Here is a 17287-nt window from a genome sequence, read left to right on the forward strand (position 1 = left end):
CCCTGTCCGAAAGTGACAATAAACGACACTTCAGGACAGGTTCACGCTGCAAGCGCAGCAAAACAAGCTTAAAAGTGTGAACTGCATCACATTTCTATCATGTCGAAAGTAAGTGACGCAAGCTTTAACGATGCGCTAACACCTTGTTTGCAAATGCATTGTGACCCGGTGCGCGACATGCGAACGTCTCATCGCGCTGCGCGAAGAGCCGCGCCCCCTTCAGAAGTCGGGATGGCGGCCGTTGCGGCAGCCGCCATCCTCCGCCACCGGTTCAGTTCGGCGAACGAACGGCCTTCAAGTTGACGCCCGAGAACGTCGAGTAAGCGCGCACGCGGATGTAGTACGTGCTGCCTGCCGTCGGGGCGTTGATGGTGCAGGTTTCGGCGTTGCCGCTGGTGTAAGGCCGGCAGGTGTAGCTGGTGCTGGTCGGCGCCGCGCCCTTGCGGACGTACAGATCGGCATCGCCCGTGCCGCCGGAGGTGCTCACCACCAGCTTGGTCGTTCCGGCCGGAATGCTGACGGTGTAGGTCGACGACCAATTGCCGCTGGTCACCGTCGGCAACGCAACATTCAACACTACCGCGTCGCCGCCGCTGCCCACCGTCACCGATTGCGTCTTGGTGTGGCTGGCGCCGTCGTCGTCGGTCACCGTCAAGCCGACGCTGTACGTTCCGGCCGCGGCGTAAGCGTGGCTGGGATTGGCCGATGTCGAACTGCCGCCGTCGCCGAAGTTCCAACTGCGCGAAACGACGCTGCCGTCGCTGTCGGTGGACGTATCGGTGAACTGCACGTTCAAGCCGCTGACCGCGGCGGTGAAGTTCGCGATCGGCGGCGTGTTGCCCGGACCGGGGCCGCCGCCGGAAGTCTTGCCGAGTTCGCCCAGGAAGGCCAAACCCAGCTTGGCGAACTTGGCGCTGTTCGCGGCCGAATTGCCCATGTTCTGCAGCGTGTCGTTGGCGCTGTGGATGTAGGGGAAGTATTCGCCGGACGCGTCGCCGGCTTCGAACATCATCGCCGACGGGAAACCGGCGCTGGTCCAGGACGCATGGTCCGAGCAACCGTAGCCGCAGGTGTAGCTGCCGCGGGTCAAGCCGAGCGGCGCCAGATAGGCGTCGAACAAATTAGTCAGGAACGTCTTCATCGAAGCGTTCGAATAGTCGGTGATCAGCTGCATGTCGACGCCGTTGCCCGACTTGTAGTTGGTCATGTCCAGCTGCAGCACGCCGACCACGTTCTTGCCCTGGCTCTGGAACGATTGGGCGATGGCGGCCGACCCGCGCAAGCCGACTTCCTCGGCCGCGTAGCCCATGAACTTCACCGTGCGCTTGGGCTTCCAGCCGCTGGCCATGGCCACGCGCAGCACTTCGGTGAGGGTGGCGATGCCCGAAGCGTCGTCGTCCGCGCCCGGCGCGGCCATGTTCTGGCCGCCGCCGCTGACGTTGATCGAATCCAAGTGCGCGCCGAGCACGACGATCTCGTTGGGCAGGTCGGTGCCCTGGATGGTGAGGATCACCGAGGGCTGGGTCGAGCAATTGCCGCACGAGAACAGCTCGGTGCTCACGTCGCTGCGGCCGCTGCCCAGCGCGGCCCAGGTGTCGCGGATCCAGTTGGCCGAAGTCTGGCCGTGGGTGCTGCTGTAGTAGCGGTTGGGATAGGCGGTCGACAGGTGCTGGATGGTGGACAGGATGTTCGAAGCCTGCACCTGCGGCAGCCAGGGATCGACGGTGGCGTGGTTGTCGATGGTGTAGTCGACCAGCGCGGCCAGCCGCGCGGCTTGCGCGGTGCGGTCGTTGCGTACGAAGGCGTCGGCCTCGGCACGCGTGGCGAAGGCGAAATAGCCGCCGCAACGCTTTTCGCGGGCATGGATGCGCTCGGCGACTTGCGGCAGCTGGTGCGCCTTGATTTCCGAAACGACCAGATCGGCGCCGATGCTGTCGCGGCGGGCGACGCCTTCGCGCGCGATCGGCTGCAGCGTGTTGATGAAGGTGTCGCGCGAAGTGACGATGTAGACCGGCGCGAACGGTTGTTGTTCGAACTTGGCGGCGTCGGCGATTTCGTGCGCGTCGCGGGCGACGGCCGGCTGCGCGTGGACGGTGCCGGGCGACAGTCCCGCCGAGATCAGGCCCGCCGACAGCAGGCCGGCGAATACGGTGCGGTGCGGATTCATCGGAAACGCTCCTTCGTGTCCGGGCGCCGCCCGGATGCTGTTCGCATAAGAAAATGGCCGCACGGACCGGGCCGGAACGTTCCGGCCCGATCCGTGCGCCCTGCCGAACGCCCGCGCTTGCAGGCACGCGGGGAAAGCGGATGGCGGCCGCCGTCGCGACGGCCGCCATCCTCGTCACATCCCTGTGAGGCTCGCTCAGTTCGGCGAACGAGTCGCCTTCAGGTTCACGCCCGAGAACGTCGAGTAGGCGCGCACGCGGATGTAGTACGTGCTGCCCGCCGTCGGGTTGGTGAAGGTGCAGGTCTCGGCGTTGCCGCTGGTATACGGACGGCAGGTGTAGCTCGTCGTCGTCGGCGCCGCGTTCTTGCGGACGTACAGATCGGCGTCGCCGGTGCCGCCGGACGTGTTGACGACCAGCGAGGTCGTGCCGGCCGGGATGCTGACGGTGTACTGCGTCGACCAATTGCCCGTGGTCACGGTCGGCAGATTGACGTTCAACACCACCACGCCGCCGCCCGGACCGCCGGCGCAGCTCACGCCGACCAGGCTGAAGGCGGCGGTGACGTCGGCCTTGGTGTAGCCCAAGTCCACGGCCGCCGATTCCACGCCGCACGCGCCCTGATTGAAGTTGGTGCTGGCCGTCCAGTAGTCCTGGTTGGCCTTGGCGAAGGCCTTGAACGCTTTCTGCGTGTTCCAGCCCGCGGTCGTGGCCAGCTTCCAGAACGCCTTGTTGTACACGCCCGACGAGTAGTGCACGTCCAGGCCGTTATAGTACTGCGAGGCGTTGTCGATCGACGCGCCGTCCTGCGGCGGATTGCTCATGTAGCGCAGCGCCTGGCCCGCGGCCTTGAAGATGTCCGCGCCGACCAGGAAGTCGTTGCTGCCTTCGTTGTAGTACTCGGCGGCCTCGCCGGCCATGTCCGAGAACGCTTCGTTGATGCCGCCCGACTGGCCGGAATAGGTCAGGTTCGAGTTCTGCTCGGTGAAGCCGTGCGCGACTTCGTGCGAACCCACGTCCAGGCTGACCAGCGGATAGAAGGTGTTGGCGCCGTCGCCGAAGGTCATCGACGTGCCGTTCCAGAACGCGTTCTCGTAATTGGTGCTGTAGTGCACGCGCATCATCAGCTGGAAGGTCAGCGGCGGCGCGCCGACGTAGGCGTTGAACATGTTGAAGACCACGCCGCCGAAATAATGGGCGTCGTTCAGCGGCGAATAGGCGCCGTTGATGGTCTTCACGGTGTTGCGCGGACAGGTGTAGGAGAACGCGGTGCTGCCGCTGGTGCCGCCGTTGAGGTTCACCGTCTTCACGTTGGCGTTGTTCATGGTGCAGGTGCTGCCGCTCTGCGCCACGTCCAGATAACCGAAGTTGGTGCCGTACTCGTACTGGCCGGTCTTCTGGTTGCCCCCGGGGCCGGTGCCGATCAAGGCATGGGCCAGGCCTTCCCACTTGTCCAGGATCGCGCCGTTCTGGGCGTCGACGATCACGAACGGACGGGTCGGCGCGCCGCCCTTGGGCGCGTCGGCGAAGAAGTTGATGACATACGCCATGCGGGCGCGGCCGTCGTTGCCGACGTAGATCATCTGCCGGTTGCTTTCGTTTTCGACGGTCTTGCCGACCAGGCCGGTGCCCAGCGTGGCGCGTTTGGCGATGGTCATCGCTTGCGTCGCGGGAATGCGGGCAAGCGATGCCGGAATCTCGGAAGCCAGGCCGTTGACCGAGCGGCCGAACAGGCGGGTCACCGCGCCGTTCTTGTCTTCGCGCACGATGACGTGCTCGCCGAACACGGGCACGCCGCGGAAGGTCTGCTCGTAGCGATAGATCGTGGAGCCGTCGCTTTCTTTCTTCGAACGCAGCAGGTTCAGGCCCGAATCCTGTTCCAAGCCGATGAGTTCGGCGTGGCGGTCGCGCGCGTTGGCCGGTGCGGCCAAGCCGGCCGTGGCGGCCTGGTACTGACGATTGAGCTGGGCGACATCCTTGCCGTGCAAGTCCACCCGTTCGGCGGCGGAGGCCATGGAAAGCGCCAACGCCAAGGGCGAGACCGCGATAAGTCCCAAAGCTTTCTTCGAATTCCTCATGTCTGTGTCCCTACGAGTTTGGAAAAAATGGGATCGCGCGAACGCGACTGCTTTTTTCCCGGCAAATCCAACTGCCACGATGCGACGATGCCGCGCATCGAAATCTATCAACCCCCTGCGGACCGTAAGCCGGCTTGCGATCCAATCCGACGTCCGTGCGGATGCCGGTGCCCCTTTCCTTAGCTGCTTGTTCCGTCCTGGATGTGCGGTGGCCGGGGGCGGGTGGGATGCGTGCGCGGAATCGCGCGCGCGGTGGCGATCGCTAACGCTGGCGAGCGCAGGCGATGCAAGTACTGGTCCGACATGGCGACACCCCCGAAACATAAAAAAGCCGCGCTAAACGGCAAAACCGGGTCGTCGTCTTCGCTAGGCCCGGTGAATTCGGACGCCTGACGCAATGCGTCCGAAATGTGACCATATCGGACACTTCCAGGGGTTTTCACGCTGCAGGTGCAGCATAACTCTGGGCTGAATAGAGGCTTGCGATGTGATCGAGTTCACGGATCGATCACGTAAACGATTTCAGATGCAACCGTTCGCTAGGGTATGCAGCTTCGAGCTCTGCGAAAAAAAACGCCGCAACCGGCCATGCGCACGCGCGGCGGCGCGTTGTGTGAGCATCGCAGAGAAGCGCCCCGCAGCGCGGCTACAGCATGCCGGTTTCCAAGCGCGCGGCTTCCGACATCATGTTGCGGTTCCAGGGCGGATCGAACACCAGCTCGACGTCCGCTTCGGCGACGGTGGGAATCAGTTCGAGCTTACTGCGCACGTCGTCGACCAGGATCTCGCCCATGCCGCAACCGGGCGCGGTGAGGGTCATCTTGATCCCGACTTCGCGCTGGCCGTCGTCGCGGCGATGCACCTGCGCTTCGTACACCAGGCCCAGGTCCACGACGTTGATCGGTATTTCCGGATCGAAACAGGTGCGCAACTGCTTCCAAACCAAGGTTTCGACGTCGTCGTCGCTGGCGCCTTCGGGCAATTGCAGCGGCTCGTCGGGTTCCTTGCCGATCGCGTCGGCGTCGCGGCCGGCGATGCGGAACAGATTGCCCTCGACGAAGACGGTATAGCTGCCGCCCAGGGCCTGGGTGATGTAGCCGATGCTGCCCGCAGGCAGGCGCACGGTTTCGCCCTGCGGCACCAGGACGGCGTCGCAATCGCGTTCGAATCGGACCGGTTCGCTATGGCGGGAATACATGCTCGAAAGATGCGGGCGTCGGCGCCCGGCGCAAGGCCGCGCATTCTAACGCCGCCCGCCCGCTATCCTAGGCGACCCTTGCGGAGCGCCGATGGATCAGTCCTTTCCGAAAACCCGGCCCGGTCTGTGGCTGTCCGTCTTGTTGTTGGCCCTGGGCTGCGCCGGTTTCGCCGCATTGTGGGTGCTGGCCGCGCTGTACACCGACCGCCAGCTCGGCTGGATGGCCCTGCTGGGCGCGCTGGACGCCGTCGTGCTGGTCCGCTTGGGCGGCTTGCCGCGCGGCGCGGCGCGGGCCGCGTGGGCGGTCGCGGCGACCCTGACGATCGTCGCGCTGGCCAATTGGGGCATCGCCGCCGGGCAGATCGGCACCGTCATGGGCCTGCTGCCTTGGGAATCGTTGCTGAAGCTGGGACCGCGCTATGCCTGGACGCTGGCGCAATTGGCCAACGGCGCCGTCGAATGGCTTTGCGCGGGCGCAGCGCTCGCGCTGGCGGCTTGGCTAGGACGATAGCCCGCTTTTCGTAGAGTCGAGCCTGCTCGACTGCTTTTGCGGCTTCGGCCCGCTGTGCGGCGGCTTGAGAAAGAGCAGTCGAGCAGGCTCGACTCTACGGATTCGCGGCGAGGTTTCCCTGGTCTACGCCGGCATCTCGTCCAAGCACCGTCCGAACGCCACCAGCGCCTGTTCGATTTCCGCCACCGACATCGACGCATAGCCGAGCAGCAAGCCCGCGCGGTCCGGCGGATCGATGTAGTACTGAGAAATCGGCGCCAGGCCCAACTCGCGGGTGCGGGCGTGGGCGATGAAAGCCTCGCCTTCCTCGCGCGTTCTGCCCTTCAGCCAGACCACCAGATGCATGCCGGCGTGCGAATCGGCGATGTCGATCCGATCGCCCGCCAGCCGGCGCAGGCCGTCGAGCAGGACTTGCCGCCGTTCCTTCAGCGTCTTGGCGGTGCGGCGCAAATGGCGCTCGAAGCCGCCGTTGGCCATGAAGTTGGCCAGCGCCGCCTGTTCCACCGTCGGCGCGCCGAAATCGTCCAGCCATTTCGCGGAGACGAAATCGCCGCGCAGCTGCGGCGGCATCACCAGATAGCCCAGGCGCAGGGCCGGGAACAAGGCCTTGGAGAACGTGCCGATGTAGATGACCCGGCCGTCCTCGTCCAGCGAGCGCAGCGCCGCCAGCGGTTTGGCGTCGTAGCGGAATTCGCCGTCGTAGTCGTCCTCGAAGATCCAGCAGCGCTGGCGGCGCGCGTAATCGAGCAAGGCCAAACGCCGCGACAGCGACAGCACCGAACCCATCGGGAATTGGTGCGACGGCGTTACGCAAACCAACTTGGGCGCCTTCACCGGCAGCGCGTCGATGCGCATGCCCTGCTCGTCCACCGGCACCGGCGCCAGCTGCGCGCCGTGCACTTTCAGCACGGCGCGGATCGCCGAATACTGCGGGTCTTCGATCGCGACGGCATCGCCGTCGTCGAGCAGCACGCGCGCGGTCAGCGTCATCGCCTGCTGGGTGCCGCCGACGATCAGCACGTCTTCCGGCAGCGCCTGCACGCCGCGCCGCCGCGACAAGTAGTCGCACACCGCTTCGCGCAACGCGCGCGAACCCTGCGCGGTGGGATAGTTCGGCGGCGTGTACAACGCGGCATGCGACAACTCGCGCGCCCAAGCGTTGGTCAGGATCGGATTGGTCGACGGCATGCCGTAATGGAAGGCGTAACGCGCTTCCACCGGCCGCGGACGGAAGAAGCGGCCCTGGTCCTGGAATTGGCGCGAGCGGCGGGCGTAGGACGATTGCGGTTCGATCGGCCCGGACGCCGCGGGCGCGGGCGCGGTCGATTGCAACGGCGGCGTGACGTAGCTGCCCGAACCGACGCGTCCGTCGACGAAGCCTTCGGCGCGCAATTGTTCGTACGCCGCCAGCACGGTATTGCGCGACACGCCCAATTCACGCGCCAGCAAGCGCGTGGGCGGCAGCCGGGAGCCGACATGGACGGTGCCTGCGAACATCGCCGATTTGAGGGCACGGGTCAGCTGTCCGTGCAGGGGTCCGCTGCCGTCGAGTTCGAGGTACATGGGGCGCTCCTGGAAATTGGCACCATTCAAAGCCACTGAAATGGACCTTACGAGGGCCAATTAATGGGGCTTAGATAGGGCCATTCGCCCGGATAGGGCGGCTTTCCCCACGTTGTCCGACCGGAGATTCTCTTGAACACCGCCCTCGCCTCGCTTCCTCTGCGCCTGCCCGCCGCTGCTTGGACCTTGCTCGGCGCCGTGATCGCTACCGCTCTGGACCTGACCTTCGCGGCTATTTACTGGGAATTGGCCGGTTCCTCGTCGACCCGGGTGATGCAGGCGATCGCCGCGTATTGGGGCTGGGGCCGCGACGCCTATGCGGGCGGCATGGCCACCGCCGTCCTCGGCATGGCGCTGTTCTTCGGCCGCATGATCTTGCTGGCCGCGCTCTACCGCATCGCGGCCCGGCCTTATCCGGCGCTGATCGAGCGCCCCTATCTGTGGGGCGCCTTGTTCGGCCTGGCAGTGTTCCTGACGAACCATTACCTGGTGGTGCCGCTGATCGCCTCCATGCCGCCGTCGACCGCGCCCACCGATTGGCTGTGGCAGTGCTCTTGCGCCGTCGCGCACATGGTCCTGATCGGCGTGCCGTTGGCTTTGTCTGCGCGGATCGCGATCGCGGCGGCGGATTCCGAACGCTAGACCGGCAGCACGGCGTCCAGGCTTTCGGCGAAGGTCGCCAGCGCCTGTTCGATCTCGGTCGGCGACAGTCCGGCGAAGCCCATCAGCAAGCCGGCGCGCGCGGGCGGACGGATGAAGAGCGGCGCGATCGAATACAAGCCCAGGCCGCGGCTGCGGGCGTGCTCGATCAATTCGTCGCCTTGCGCCTGCGAAGCGTTGCGCAACCACACGACCAAATGCATGCCGGCGTGCGAGTCGGAAATCTCCAGCCGGCCGCGGCCGCAGGCGCGCAGTCCTTTCAGCAGGATGCCGCGCCGTTCGCGCAAAGTAAGCGCGCTGCGGCGCAAATGCCGTTCGAACGCGCCGCTGGAGATGAAGCCGGCCATCGCCGCCTGCTCGATCGCCGCGCAGCCGAAGTCGTCCATCCATTTCGCGTTGACGAAATCCTCGCGCAGCGAAGGCGGCATCAGCAGATACGCCATCCGCAAGGCCGGGAACATCACTTTCGAGAACGAACCGACGTAAACGACCCGGCCCGAGTCGTCCAACGACCGCAGCGCGGGCACGGGCTTGCCGTCGTAGCGGAATTCGCCGTCGTAGTCGTCTTCGAAGATCCAACTGCCGTGCTTGCGCGCGTATTCCAGCAAGGCCATCCGCCGCGGCAGCGACAACACCGCGCCGCTGGGGAATTGGTGCGAAGGCGTCACGCAAACGAGCTTCGGCGCCGGCTGCGGCAATTCCTCGCAGCGCAAGCCGTCTTCGTCGACCGACACCGGATAGAGCTCGGCGCCGTGCACCAGCAAGCCGGTGCGCAGGGCGAAGTAATGCGGTTCCTCGATCGCGGCGCGCTCGCCCGGATCCAGCAGCACGCGCGCGGTCAGCGCGATCGCCTGCTGCGTGCCCGACACGATCAGGACGTCCTCCGGCGTCGCGGCGATGCCGCGCCGCCGCACCAGGTAGTCGCAGACCGCTTCGCGCAATGCCGGCAAGCCGCGCGTCATCGGATAGAACGGCGAGGTGTATTGCGCGGCCTGCGACAGCGCGCGCGCCCAAGCGGTGGTGATCGCCGGATGGGTGAGCGGCACGCCGTATTGGAAGGCATGGCGCACGCCGGGAATCGGCAGCCCCGGCACCTTGGCGTGGTCGTGGAAACGGCGTCCGCGGCGCGCGTAGCGCGATTGCGGCTCGGCCGTCGCCGGTTCGCCGACATCCTTGCGCGCGCCCTGCGGCAACGGCGCAACGAAGCTGCCCGAGCCGACGCGGCCGTCCAGAAATCCTTCCGCGCGCAACTGTTCGTACGCAGCCAGCACGGTATTGCGCGAGACGCCCAATTCGCGCGCCAACAGCCGGCTCGGCGGCAGCCGCATCCCGGCGTGCACGCTTCCCGAGGACATGGCTCCTTTCAGCGCGCGGGTCAGTTGGCCGTGTAGCGGCCCGCTGCCGTCCAGTTCCAGATACATGGCTCGCTCCCGGAAATTGGCGCCATTCCAATGTAACCAATTGGCTCCTGGGAGAGCCAATGCCGACCGGACGGCAGGAGCCGATTAACGAATCGGCCTCAGTTATCGGCCCGTTGCATGCGCATAGCGCGCATCGGGCGCGCTTGGACGCGGCATCGCGGCGCGCAACGGATCCGTTGCGCCGCTGAATTGGCTCGGTGCCATCGCGCCGAAGTGGTCCTCGCCGCTGCCGACCCGGATCACTACTTTTTAACGCGTCACGCGTTCGCGCACCGATGGCCGCTCCGGCCGCTTCTCGTCATGCGTCCACTGCGTTCGAACGAACGTTTCGGCCACACCGATTTGTGACCCACGCACTTCACCACCGTCCGGGGAGATACAGCGACATGTCCCAACACCATCAACGTCTTTTCCGCCGCAGCGCCTTGGGCCTGGCCTTGGGCCTGTGCTTCTCGGCGGGCGTCCAAGCGCAGACCAATACCGCCGGCGCGGTCGCGGGCCGCGCCACCGCCGGCGACACCATCACCATCGAGAACGCCGCCACCGGCTTCTCGCGCACCATCACCGTCGGCGGCGACGGCAGCTATCGCCTGTCGCAGATCCCGATCGGCCAATACACCGTCACCCGCAAGGGCGCCGACGGCGCCACCAGCACGCGCACCGCCAACGTCAGCGTCGGCACCGCTTCCAGCGTCGATTTCGTCACCGCCGGCGGCGATGCGCAAACGCTGGACACGGTGACCGTGATCGGCACCGGCGCGGTCAATCCGATCGACATCACCTCGGTCGAATCGACCACCATCCTGACCGCGCAGCAGATCGCCAAGATCCCGGTCGCGCGCGACGCCACCAGCGTCGCCCTGCTGGCGCCGGGCACGGTGCGCGGCGACGCCGCGTTCGGCAACCTGGCTTCGTTCGGCGGTTCGTCGGTGGCCGAGAACCAGTATTACGTCAACGGCTTCAACATCACCAACTCGTTCCAGAACCTCAACTTCGCCCAGATTCCGTTCGAAGCGGTCGCCGAGCAGCAGATCAAGACCGGCGGCTACGGCGCCGAATTCGGCCGTTCGCTGGGCGGCGTGATCAACATGATCACCAAACGCGGCACCAACGATTTCCACGCCGGCGGCAACGTCTTCTACGAGCCCGAATCGCTCAACGAGAAGACCAAAAACGTCTACCAGGAAAATGGCGTCCTGCGCCAGGACAACTCCAAGGATTCCACCTGGAACGCGGTGGCTTCGGTCTGGGCTAGCGGCGCATTGGTCAAAGACAAGCTGTTCGCTTACGGTCTGGTCCAATACGGCCGCACCAGCACCGATACTTGGCTCAGCGTGGTCAACTCGACCAACACCAGCGCGGTGGCTAAGAACCCGAACTGGCTGTTGAAGATGGATTGGAACATTTCCGACAACCATCTGCTGGAGTTGACCGCGTTCTCGGACAAGACCAAGACCGACACCGACGTCTTCCGCAACACGGTGGGCAAACTCGACCGGACCACCTTCCTGGGCACGAACTTCACCGAGACCGGCGGCGAAAATTACGTGCTCAAGTACACCGGCTACCTGACCGACACGTTCACCCTGTCGGCCTTGCTCGGCCACGGCGAGTTCTCGCGTTCGCAGCACCTGCGCACCGCCAACGGCGTCGACGTGCGCTACGGCGGCGACCTCAACAACCCTGCCAGTGGCTGTCCGATCATCATCGACGCCCGCCCCGCTTACCGCCGCGCGCTCAACGGCACCCGGGTCAGCTCCTGCAACATCACCGGCGGTGCGATCGCCCGCCAGGACTCGGGCGACGAGCGCGACCAGTATCGGATCGACGCGGAATGGCAGTTGGGCGACCATCTGTTGCGCTTCGGCTACGACGTCGATAATTTCAAATCCACCGCGGGCACCTCCATCGAAGGCGGCCGCGCCTGGCGCTACGCCACCAACAACGGTCCGGACAAGCTGCCCAACACCGGCGACGAATTCGACGTCGTCCGCGAGCAGATCACCAACCAAGGCGCCACCGTCGAGGTCAAGCAGCGCGCGTTCTACGTCCAGGACAGCTGGAACATCACCGACAACTTCATCGCTTACATCGGCGGCCGCTGGGACAGCTTCGAAAACCTCAACGGCCAAGGCGCCACCTACGTCAAGATCGACAACCAGTTCGGCCCGCGCCTGGGCTTCTCCTGGGACGTGTTCGGCGATTCGACCTTCAAGGTGTTCGGCAATGCCGGCCGCTACGCGCTGCCGCTGACGGCGACGGTCGCGATCCGCGGCGCCAGCGCCTCGCTGTTCTCCCGCGAGAACTTCAACTTCACCGGCTTCGATCCGGTGACCGGCGCGCCGACCGGCCTTACCTCGCGCAACGACTTCATCTTCATCAACGGCGAGTTCGGCAGCCCGAAGAACGCGGAAACGATCGCTTCGAAGAACCTCGACCCGATGTACCAGGACGAGTACATCCTCGGCTTCCAGAAGACCTTGAGCGACCACTTCACTCTCGGCATGCGCGGCATCTTCCGCGATCTGAAAGCGGCGATCGACGACACTTGCGACTACACCGCGGTACTGGACGCGATCGCCGAGAAAGACCCGGGCCTGACCCCGAACCTGCCCAACAGCGGCTTCCCCTACTGCCGTCTGTTCAATCCGGGCGAAGACTCGGTATTCGTCACCGACGTGGAGGGCGACGGGACTCTGCGCAGCTACACCATCCCCGGCGCGCGGCTCAGCCCCAAGGCCAAGCGCACCTACTCCGCCGTCGAATTCTTCTTCGACGCGAACTGGGACAAGTTCTTCATGCAGGGCTCGTACACCTACGCCAAGAGCAAGGGCAACACCGAAGGCGGCGTGAAGTCGGACATCGGCCAAGCCGACACCGGCACCACCCAGGACTTCGACTACCCCGAGCTCACGGTGGACAGCTACGGCTACCTGCCCAACGACCGCCGGCACAGCCTGAAGTTGTTCGGCAACTACCAGATCACGGACGAATGGTCGGTCGGCGGCAACCTGCTGGTGCAATCGGGCCGGCCGAAGAACTGCCTGGGCGTGCTGGAAGTGGCGCCGGGCGTGTTCCATCCGTACGGCTCTTCGTTCTTCCGCTGTAACGGCGTGCCTACGCCACGCGGCACCGAAGGCCGCTTGCCCTGGACCCGCAACGTCGACTTGAACGTGGCCTACAAGCCCGCCTTCGCCAAGGGCCTGCAGTTCAAGATCGACGTCTTCAACGTGTTCAACAACCAGGAAGTGACCGCGGTCAACGAGCAGGTCGAGGATCCCTCGACCGGCGCGCGGGTCGAGATCGCGAACCTGCCGCTATCGTTCCAAGCGCCGCGCTCGGTGCGCTTCATGGTGCAGTACGACTTCTGATCGAGGAAATAAAGTAAGAGCGCCATTCATGGTGCCATTGTCGTAACCCCCGGACCCTCCCGCAGCCGGCATCCCACGGCTGCGGGACTTTTTTTCGCGCTCGAACTGCCGTCTACTCGGCGCTCACACTCGGAGATCCGCATGAACGCAATCCACGCCGCTCAGGCGGACCACCCCCGGCCCTCGCGCTGGTTGCTGCTCGGCGGCATCGCCCTGGGCACCTTGGATCTATTGTTCGCCTGGGCGTTCTGGATGCCGCAGGGCGTGCCGCCGCTGCGAATCCTGCAAAGCATCGCGGCGGGAGCTTTCGGCGATGCCAGCTTCACGATGGGCGGCACCAGCATGGCGCTGGGCGCGTTCTTCCACTACTTCATCGCGACCGCGATGGTCGCGGTCTATTACGCCGTTTCCCGCATCTGGCCGGCGCTGATTCGCAAGCCTGTTCTCTTCGGACTGCCGTACGGCGTCGTGCTGTATTTGGCGATGAATCTGGTGGTGTTGCCGCTATCGGCCGCCGGCATGCCTTCGTTCAAGAACACGGCGTGGGTCGTCAGCAGCGTGATCATGCACGCCGTGTTCGGCGTTATTTGCGCGTTGTTCTCGCGCCGCGCCGCGCGCGGCTGAGCCTTGGCGGCCGTCAGTGGCCGCCGTCCAGCGCCTTCAGCTCGCTGACCAGCGCCGCCGCCATTTCGGCGCCGTCGCCGTACAGCATGCGCGTGTTGTCGGCGTAAAACAGCGCGTTCTCGATGCCGGCGAAACCGGTGCCCTTGCCGCGCTTGATGACGATGGTGTTCTTGGAATTCACCACGTCCAGGATCGGCATGCCGTAGATCGGGCTAGCCGGATCGGTCTTGGCGACCGGATTGACCACGTCGTTGGCGCCGATCACCAGGCTGACGTCGGTGACCGCGAACTCGGGGTTGATGTCGTCCATGTCGGCGATCAAGTCGTAAGGCACGCCGGCCTCGGCCAGCAGCACGTTCATATGGCCCGGCATGCGGCCGGCGACCGGATGGATCGCGAATTTCACTTTGACGCCGCGTTCGATGAGTTTTTGGGTCAACTCCCAGATCTTGTGCTGCGCCTGCGCCACCGCCATGCCGTAGCCGGGCACGATCACCACGCGCTCGGCGTAGGCCATCATCGCGGCGACGTCGCCGGCTTCGATGGGCTTCTGCGAACCGCTGATCTCCTGCAGCGCGCCGCCGCCGCCGAAGTTGGAGAACAGCACGCTCTTGATCGAGCGGTTCATGGCCTTGGCCATCAGCTGGGTCAGCAGGGTGCCGGCCGCGCCGACCATCATGCCGGCGATGATCAGCGCCTCGTTCTGCAGCACATAGCCTTCGAACGCCACGGCCAGGCCGGTGAGCGCGTTGTACAGCGAGATCACCACCGGCATATCGGCGCCGCCGATCGGCAGCGTCATCAGCACGCCCAGCGCCAAAGCGCAGATGAAGAACGCGATGATCATCGGCACGCCGAGCGAATGGATCACAATGCCGCCAAGCACGACCGCGGCGATCGCCACCGCCGCGTTGAAGAACTGCTGGCCCGGAAAGGTGTAGCGCTTGTCCATGCGGCCGTCGAGCTTGGCCCAGGCGATGATCGAACCGGACAGCGAGACCGCGCCGATCAGCGCGCCGACGACGCCCAACACCAGCGTCGTGATCGAAGGCGCCGCGCCTTCGGACGAAAACCTGAGCAACTCCACCGCGCCGATCGCCGCCGCCGAACCGCCGCCCATGCCGTTGTACAGCGCGACCATCTGCGGCATGTCGGTGATCGCGACTTTCTTGCCGGAAATCCAGGCCGCTGCGGTGCCGATCACCAATGCGGTGGCGATCAGCGGCAGGTTATGCAGCCCGGGCAGCAGGAAGGTCGCGAAAGTGGCGATCAGCATGCCCGCGCCTGCCCACTGGATGCCGCTGCGCGCGGTCTTGGGCGAGGCCATGCGCTGCAGGCCGAGCAGGAACAGCGTCGCGGCGACCAGATAGCTCGCCTTCACCAGCAGAGGCAGCCAACTCATGCCTTCTTCTCCGGTTTCTTACTCGATTTGAACATCTCGAGCATGCGCTCGGTCACCACATAACCGCCGGCCGCGTTGCCTGCGCCGAGCAGCACCGCGACGAAGCCGATCGCCTTTTCCAGCGTCGTGTCGGCGTGCCCCAGTACCACCATCGCGCCGATCAGGACGATACCGTGGATGAAGTTGCTGCCCGACATCAACGGGGTATGCAGGATCACCGGCACCCGCGAGATGATCACGTGGCCGGCGATGGCCGCCAGCATGAAGATGTACAGCGCCACGAAGCCGTCGCTCATCGCCGTCTCCCTCCCAGGTCTTCCGCATCATAACCGGCCCGTGAATGCGGCGGCCGCCCTGTCAACCGCGGCCGCGGCCCGTCGTTCCCACCATCGCAGGCCTGCGCACCCCAATCATCAGGAGAGACCCATGAAGGCACTACTGCTGTCCTTGCCTTTGCTGTTGTCGGCGGGCGCGGCCATGGCCGGCGATTTCGGCGACCGCGTGCAGCACCGGATGGAGCGCCACGGCGACCGCATCGACCAACGCCTGGACCGGCGCGGCGAGCGCATCGACCACCGTCTGGACCTGCGTTCCCAGCGTCAGGAGAACCTGGGCCACGAGCGCCGCGCCGCCCAGCTGGACAACCGCGGCGATCGCATCGAAAACCGCCTGGACCGGCGCGGCGATCGGGCCGACAACCGCTGGGACCGCCGCGGCGAGCGCTTCGACCGGCGCTGGGACAGGCGACATTGAGGCCTAGCCGCCTATGCTTGCCCGGGTGAGCCCCGATGCCGACCCCCGCCACCCTGCGCAGGCCTTCGACGCGGCCGCATCGGATGCGGCCGCGCCGGAGCCGGCCTCGATCGACCAATTCCTGGCCGGCATCGGCACCCGCGCGTTCCGTTTCGCGGAACTGGGCTTGCGCCATCGCGACGACGCGCTGGACGCGGTGCAGGACGCGATGATGAAGATGCTGGCTTACGCCGAACGGCCGGCGGCGGAATGGACGCCGCTGTTTTGGAGCATCCTGCGCAGCCGCATCGTCGATGTGCAGCGGCGGCGCACGTTCCGGCTGCGCTGGCTGTCGCCGCAGGACCATCGCGACGAGGAAAGCGCGATCGACTGGGCCGACGAAGGCCCGGACCCGCAACGCGCGCACGACGGGCGCGAGGCCTACGGCAAGCTGGCCGAAGCCTTACGCAAGCTGCCGGCGCGGCAGCGCGAGGCTTTCACCTTGCGCGTGCTGGAAGAATTGGACGTAGCCGATACGGCCAAGGCGATGGGCTGTACCGAGGGTTCGGTGAAGACCCATCTGTCGCGCGCCCGCGAGGCGCTGCAGAAACAACTGGAAGACTGGCGATGAACGACATCCACGACAACGATCTCTTCGACGCGGCGATGCGCGCCCGCTATCGGCAGGCCGCCGGCAGCGTGTCGCCCGCTGCGCGCGCGCGGTTACGGCAGGCCCGGCGCGAAGCCGCGACGGGCGAAGTCCGCAAGCGCGGCTTTTCCTGGCCGTTGCTGTTCGGCGGCGCGGCGGCGGCGTTCGCGGTCGCCTTCGGCTTGAACCTGCGTCAGGATGCGCTGCAGGAAACGAATCCGGCGGCGCCGGCCACGGTCGCGGCGGCAGCGGCCGAACCGGCATCGGCCTTGGACCAGGATCCCGATTTCTACGCTTGGCTCGGCTCGTCCGACGCCGAGCTGGTGGCAGTGGAGTGAGCGCGATGAAAAAAACCTACCGAATCGCCGCAGCGCTGCTGCTGTGCGCCCTGGCCGGCCTGGCTCAAGCCCAGGACAAGGACAGGCCGCCGGCGGCCGCTCCGCTGCCCACTTGGGAACAACTGACGCCGGCGCAGCGCGACGAACTGATCGCGCCGATGCGCGAACGCTGGAACCGCTCGCCCGAAGACCGCCAGCGCATGTACGACCACGCCCACCGCTGGCGCACGATGTCGCCCGAACAGCGCCGCGAGGCGCGCAAAGGCATGCAGCGATGGGAGCAGATGGACCCGCAGAAGCGCGAACAGGCGCGCGCCTTGTTCGAACACATGCGCGGCATGAGTCCGGAAGACCGCAAGGCGCTCAAGGAGAAGTGGCGGGAGATGACGCCGGAGCAGCGCAAGCAGTGGTTCGAGGAAAACCGGTCCAAGCCCTGAGTGGAACTCGCTCCGCCGCTTAGCTCGCTGGCTTTTCGTAGGAGCGGCTTTAGCCGCGAGCTCTTTAGTTGAAATCGCGGCATCGCAGCGATTTGAGAGAAGAAGCTCGCGGCGAAAGCCGCTCCTACGAAGAGCGAA

Annotated in this window: 15 protein-coding genes; 8 read left to right on the forward strand and 7 right to left on the reverse strand. The window is 65.8% G+C overall.

Annotated elements, in window-relative coordinates; all coding sequences use genetic code 11:
* Window positions 1-271: 271 nt before the first annotated feature.
* From FCE95_RS07120 to sufT, 3 genes are all read right to left on the reverse strand, one after another.
* A complete protein-coding gene (locus tag FCE95_RS07120) occupies window positions 272-2167 on the reverse strand; it encodes a M20/M25/M40 family metallo-hydrolase (RefSeq protein WP_137266235.1) in 1896 nt (631 codons plus the stop codon).
* 195 nt (window positions 2168-2362) lie between these two features.
* Window positions 2363-4180 carry a M4 family metallopeptidase gene (locus FCE95_RS07125; RefSeq protein WP_137266236.1) on the reverse strand — a complete coding sequence of 606 codons (1818 nt, stop codon included), beginning with the start codon at window positions 4178-4180 and terminating at the stop codon, window positions 2363-2365.
* Between the two features lie 709 nt (window positions 4181-4889).
* A complete protein-coding gene (gene sufT, locus FCE95_RS07130; protein WP_137266237.1) occupies window positions 4890-5441 on the reverse strand; it encodes a putative Fe-S cluster assembly protein SufT in 552 nt (183 codons plus the stop codon).
* A 91-nt stretch (window positions 5442-5532) separates the two neighbouring features.
* On the opposite strand from sufT, the gene FCE95_RS07135 reads away from it, so the two are divergent.
* Window positions 5533-5952 (forward strand): hypothetical protein, encoded by a 420-nt coding sequence (locus tag FCE95_RS07135; protein WP_137266238.1) that lies wholly within the window; start codon window positions 5533-5535, stop codon window positions 5950-5952.
* Window positions 5953-6075: 123 nt separating this feature from the next.
* On the opposite strand, the gene pdxR (FCE95_RS07140) is transcribed toward FCE95_RS07135, so the two are convergent.
* Window positions 6076-7515, reverse strand: coding sequence for a MocR-like pyridoxine biosynthesis transcription factor PdxR (gene pdxR, locus FCE95_RS07140; RefSeq protein ID WP_137266239.1), 1440 nt, complete (start codon window positions 7513-7515; stop codon window positions 6076-6078).
* Between the two features lie 132 nt (window positions 7516-7647).
* Between pdxR (FCE95_RS07140) and FCE95_RS07145 the strand changes: the two genes are divergently transcribed.
* On the forward strand, window positions 7648-8157 hold the full coding sequence (locus FCE95_RS07145; protein WP_137266240.1) for a hypothetical protein: 510 nt from the start codon (window positions 7648-7650) through the stop codon (window positions 8155-8157).
* Here the strand turns inward: FCE95_RS07145 and pdxR (FCE95_RS07150) are convergent.
* Window positions 8154-9596 (reverse strand): MocR-like pyridoxine biosynthesis transcription factor PdxR, encoded by a 1443-nt coding sequence (pdxR, locus tag FCE95_RS07150; RefSeq protein WP_137266241.1) that lies wholly within the window; start codon window positions 9594-9596, stop codon window positions 8154-8156. The genes FCE95_RS07145 and pdxR (FCE95_RS07150) overlap by 4 nt on opposite strands.
* A gap of 386 nt (window positions 9597-9982) precedes the next feature.
* Here pdxR (FCE95_RS07150) and FCE95_RS07155 point away from each other — a divergent pair, with 386 nt between their 5' ends.
* Window positions 9983-12967, forward strand: a complete 2985-nt coding sequence (locus FCE95_RS07155) for a TonB-dependent receptor (protein WP_137266242.1) — start codon at window positions 9983-9985, stop codon at window positions 12965-12967.
* 141 nt (window positions 12968-13108) lie between these two features.
* The gene (locus FCE95_RS07160) at window positions 13109-13591 is read left to right on the forward strand and encodes a hypothetical protein (protein WP_137266243.1); all 483 of its coding nucleotides are present in this window, start codon (window positions 13109-13111) and stop codon (window positions 13589-13591) included.
* A gap of 13 nt (window positions 13592-13604) precedes the next feature.
* Here FCE95_RS07160 and FCE95_RS07165 read toward each other — a convergent pair whose 3' ends face one another.
* Together FCE95_RS07165 and FCE95_RS07170 are read right to left on the reverse strand one after the other, a co-directional pair.
* Complete coding sequence (locus FCE95_RS07165; protein WP_137266244.1) at window positions 13605-14993, reverse strand: NAD(P)(+) transhydrogenase (Re/Si-specific) subunit beta; 1389 nt, start codon at window positions 14991-14993, stop codon at window positions 13605-13607.
* Entirely contained in the window at window positions 14990-15289 is a 300-nt protein-coding gene (locus FCE95_RS07170; RefSeq protein ID WP_137266245.1) for an NAD(P) transhydrogenase subunit alpha part 2, read from the reverse strand. Before FCE95_RS07170 ends, FCE95_RS07165 begins: the two co-directional genes overlap by 4 nt.
* A 130-nt stretch (window positions 15290-15419) precedes the next feature.
* Here FCE95_RS07170 and FCE95_RS07175 point away from each other — a divergent pair, with 130 nt between their 5' ends.
* The 4 genes from FCE95_RS07175 to FCE95_RS07190 are packed head-to-tail and all read left to right on the forward strand — an operon-like array spanning window position 15420 to window position 17149.
* A complete protein-coding gene (locus FCE95_RS07175) occupies window positions 15420-15746 on the forward strand; it encodes a hypothetical protein (protein WP_137266246.1) in 327 nt (108 codons plus the stop codon).
* A gap of 13 nt (window positions 15747-15759) precedes the next feature.
* Window positions 15760-16356: an RNA polymerase sigma factor gene (locus FCE95_RS07180; protein WP_137266247.1), complete on the forward strand. Its 597-nt coding sequence runs from the start codon at window positions 15760-15762 to the stop codon at window positions 16354-16356.
* On the forward strand, window positions 16353-16712 hold the full coding sequence (locus FCE95_RS07185; RefSeq protein WP_137266248.1) for a hypothetical protein: 360 nt from the start codon (window positions 16353-16355) through the stop codon (window positions 16710-16712). The genes FCE95_RS07180 and FCE95_RS07185 overlap by 4 nt, the downstream gene beginning before the upstream one ends.
* Window positions 16713-16717: 5 nt before the next feature.
* Entirely contained in the window at window positions 16718-17149 is a 432-nt protein-coding gene (locus tag FCE95_RS07190) for a DUF3106 domain-containing protein (protein ID WP_137266249.1), read from the forward strand.
* Window positions 17150-17287: the final 138 nt, after the last annotated feature.

Origin of the sequence: Luteimonas gilva (genome assembly GCF_005239095.1) — a bacterium.
In the GTDB taxonomy this organism is placed as follows: Bacteria; Pseudomonadota; Gammaproteobacteria; order Xanthomonadales; family Xanthomonadaceae; genus Luteimonas_C; species Luteimonas_C gilva.